Below are 3,186 nucleotides of genomic sequence, written 5' to 3'. Positions count from 1 at the left end.
TTCATTTCTCCGTAATAAGAAATGAAAAGCGGTGTGTTCGAGTCTCTCAAATTTTCGCAACACTGAAGTGTTTTACGAAACATCTTCGGGTTGTGAGGTTAAGCGACTAAGCGTACACGGTGGATGCCCTGGCAGTCAGAGGCGATGAAGGGCGTGCTAATCTGCGATAAGCGTCGGCGAGGTGATATGAACCTTTGACCCGGCGATACCCGAATGGGGAAACCCAGTGTGTTTCGACACACTATCATGTCATGAATACATAGTGGCATGAGGCGAACCGGGGGAACTGAAACATCTAAGTACCCCGAGGAAAAGAAATCAACCGAGATTCCCCCAGTAGCGGCGAGCGAACGGGGAGGAGCCCAGAGTCTGAATCAGCGCGCGTGTTAGTGGAACGGTCTGGAAAGTCCGGCGATACAGGGTGATAGCCCCGTACACAAAAATGCACACGTTGTGAACTCGAAGAGTAGGGCGGGACACGTGGTATCCTGTCTGAATATGGGGGGACCATCCTCCAAGGCTAAATACTCCTGACTGACCGATAGTGAACCAGTACCGTGAGGGAAAGGCGAAAAGAACCCCGGCGAGGGGAGTGAAAAAGAACCTGAAACCGTGTACGTACAAGCAGTGGGAGCACCTTCGTGGTGTGACTGCGTACCTTTTGTATAATGGGTCAGCGACTTATATTCTGTAGCAAGGTTAACCGAATAGGGGAGCCGCAGGGAAACCGAGTCTTAACTGGGCGTTAAGTTGCAGGGTATAGACCCGAAACCCGGTGATCTAGCCATGGGCAGGTTGAAGGTTGGGTAACACTAACTGGAGGACCGAACCGACTAATGTTGAAAAATTAGCGGATGACTTGTGGCTGGGGGTGAAAGGCCAATCAAACCGGGAGATAGCTGGTTCTCCCCGAAAGCTATTTAGGTAGCGCCTCGTGAACTCATCTTCGGGGGTAGAGCACTGTTTCGGCTAGGGGGTCATCCCGACTTACCAACCCGATGCAAACTACGAATACCGAAGAATGTTATCACGGGAGACACACGGCGGGTGCTAACGTCCGTCGTGAAGAGGGAAACAACCCAGACCGCCAGCTAAGGTCCCAAAGTCATGGTTAAGTGGGAAACGATGTGGGAAGGCACAGACAGCCAGGATGTTGGCTTAGAAGCAGCCATCATTTAAAGAAAGCGTAATAGCTCACTGGTCGAGTCGGCCTGCGCGGAAGATGTAACGGGGCTAAACCATGCACCGAAGCTGCGGCAGCGACACTATGTGTTGTTGGGTAGGGGAGCGTTCTGTAAGCCGTTGAAGGTGGCCTGTGAGGGTTGCTGGAGGTATCAGAAGTGCGAATGCTGACATAAGTAACGATAATGCGGGTGAAAAGCCCGCACGCCGGAAGACCAAGGGTTCCTGTCCAACGTTAATCGGGGCAGGGTGAGTCGACCCCTAAGGCGAGGCCGAAAGGCGTAGTCGATGGGAAACAGGTTAATATTCCTGTACTTGGTGTTACTGCGAAGGGGGGACGGAGAAGGCTATGTTAGCCGGGCGACGGTTGTCCCGGTTTAAGCATGTAGGCGGAGAGTTTAGGTAAATCCGGACTCTTATTAACGCTGAGGTGTGATGACGAGGCACTACGGTGCTGAAGTAACAAATGCCCTGCTTCCAGGAAAAGCCTCTAAGCATCAGGTAACACAAAATCGTACCCCAAACCGACACAGGTGGTCAGGTAGAGAATACCAAGGCGCTTGAGAGAACTCGGGTGAAGGAACTAGGCAAAATGGTGCCGTAACTTCGGGAGAAGGCACGCTGATGGTAAGTGAAGCGACTTGCTCGTGGAGCTGAAGTCAGTCGAAGATACCAGCTGGCTGCAACTGTTTATTAAAAACACAGCACTGTGCAAACACGAAAGTGGACGTATACGGTGTGACGCCTGCCCGGTGCCGGAAGGTTAATTGATGGGGTTATCCTCGCGGAGAAGCTCTTGATCGAAGCCCCGGTAAACGGCGGCCGTAACTATAACGGTCCTAAGGTAGCGAAATTCCTTGTCGGGTAAGTTCCGACCTGCACGAATGGCGTAATGATGGCCAGGCTGTCTCCACCCGAGACTCAGTGAAATTGAACTCGCTGTGAAGATGCAGTGTACCCGCGGCAAGACGGAAAGACCCCGTGAACCTTTACTATAGCTTGACACTGAACACTGGTCCTTGATGTGTAGGATAGGTGGGAGGCTTTGAAGTGTGGACGCCAGTCTGCATGGAGCCAACCTTGAAATACCACCCTTTAATGGCTGGTGTTCTAACGTAGACCCGTAATCCGGGTTGCGGACAGTGTCTGGTGGGTAGTTTGACTGGGGCGGTCTCCTCCTAAAGTGTAACGGAGGAGCACGAAGGTTAGCTAATCCTGGTCGGACATCAGGAGGTTAGTGCAATGGCATAAGCTAGCTTGACTGCGAGAGTGACGGCTCGAGCAGGTGCGAAAGCAGGTCATAGTGATCCGGTGGTTCTGAATGGAAGGGCCATCGCTCAACGGATAAAAGGTACTCCGGGGATAACAGGCTGATACCGCCCAAGAGTTCATATCGACGGCGGTGTTTGGCACCTCGATGTCGGCTCATCACATCCTGGGGCTGAAGTAGGTCCCAAGGGTACGGCTGTTCGCCGTTTAAAGTGGTACGCGAGCTGGGTTTAGAACGTCGTGAGACAGTTCGGTCCCTATCTGCCGTGGGCGCTGGAGAATTGAGGGGGGCTGCTCCTAGTACGAGAGGACCGGAGTGGACGCATCACTGGTGTTCGGGTTGTCATGCCAATGGCATTGCCCGGTAGCTAAATGCGGAAAAGATAAGTGCTGAAAGCATCTAAGCACGAAACTTGCCCCGAGATGAGTTCTCCCTGACTCCTTGAGAGTCCTGAAGGAACGTTGAAGACTACGACGTTGATAGGTCGGGTGTGTAAGCGTAGCGATACGTTGAGCTAACCGATACTAATGAACCGTGAGGCTTAACCTTACAACGCCGAAGGTGTTTTGGCGAAGAGACAGACATCAATATCAGCTTGAACCAGATTAAATTAACCGGCGTAAGGCGGGTTAATAACAGAATTTGCCTGGCGGCAACAGCGCGGTGGTCCCACCTGACCCCATGCCGAACTCAGAAGTGAAACGCCGTAGCGCCGATGGTAGTGTGGGGTCTCC

The 3,186-nt window shown here is 52.6% G+C and carries 2 rRNA genes; both read left to right on the top strand.

What is annotated here, in order from left to right:
• Positions 1 to 96: 96 nt before the first annotated feature.
• Positions 97 to 3,001 (top strand): 23S ribosomal RNA (locus tag ACSZO4_RS24545).
• 96 nt (positions 3,002 to 3,097) lie between these two features.
• A 5S ribosomal RNA gene (gene rrf / locus ACSZO4_RS24540) occupies positions 3,098 to 3,186 on the top strand; the annotation flags it as partial.

The organism is Phytobacter sp. V91 (assembly GCF_965644225.1).
GTDB lineage: Bacteria > Pseudomonadota > Gammaproteobacteria > Enterobacterales > Enterobacteriaceae > CBFFRJ01.
Note: the sequence above shows the minus strand (reverse complement) of the source record. Positions and strands in the feature narration are given on the sequence as shown.